Here is a 646-nt window from a genome sequence, read left to right as displayed (position 1 = left end):
TAAACCTCGCTTAAAAAGGCTTAAACGAGGTCATATATTCTGTTTTTTACTGTAAATTGGAGTTGTGCAACAGTTACTATTGTTGTATGCAATATAAAATTGAAGTAATTTCTTACCAAGATCATTCAGAAGCTACACTGCAAGTCAATCCTGATGGAAGCGGAAAGATTGTAAAAGTAGATTTATTCCCTGAAATCATTATTTCTGATTCATCACAAATTGAGTTGGCGCTTTCGCTACACAAAAAGGCAAATGAATTGTGTTTTATTGCGAATTCATGCAATTTTCCTGTATATCATCACGCAAAATGTAGCGCAAAATAAAACCGAGCTAAACTCGGTTTTAATAATTTATTATATTTCTAAAAATATCTGAAAAATTATTAATAAAATAATTTTCCTCATAAGACGTAATAAATTCTGGAGATTTAGTTAATGTTGTATTATTTAACTCAAAATTTCTTTGCTGAGAAAATAATAACTCTCTATTTTTTAAATTAAGAACTTGCAAAGCAATACTATATCTACTTTTACCTTCTTCTGGTAATTTCGCTTTACTAAGACTTAGATACTGAGCATTCTAAGATAAAACCAACTATTTAAGCAATTAATTTTACAAAAGGTTCCTCTCTTTTAACAACAGCAAA

The 646-nt window shown here is 28.8% G+C and carries 1 pseudogene; it reads left to right on the top strand.

Annotated elements, in window-relative coordinates:
* Positions 1-77: 77 nt before the first annotated feature.
* Positions 78-323, top strand: a pseudogene (locus HXZ74_RS17165) (OsmC family protein); the annotation flags it as partial.
* Positions 324-646: the final 323 nt, after the last annotated feature.

Origin of the sequence: Empedobacter sp. R750 (genome assembly GCF_030324345.1) — a bacterium.
In the GTDB taxonomy this organism is placed as follows: domain Bacteria; phylum Bacteroidota; class Bacteroidia; order Flavobacteriales; family Weeksellaceae; genus Empedobacter; species Empedobacter falsenii_C.
The sequence above is the reverse complement of the archived record's forward strand: the minus strand, read 5'-3'. Positions and strand labels throughout refer to the sequence as shown.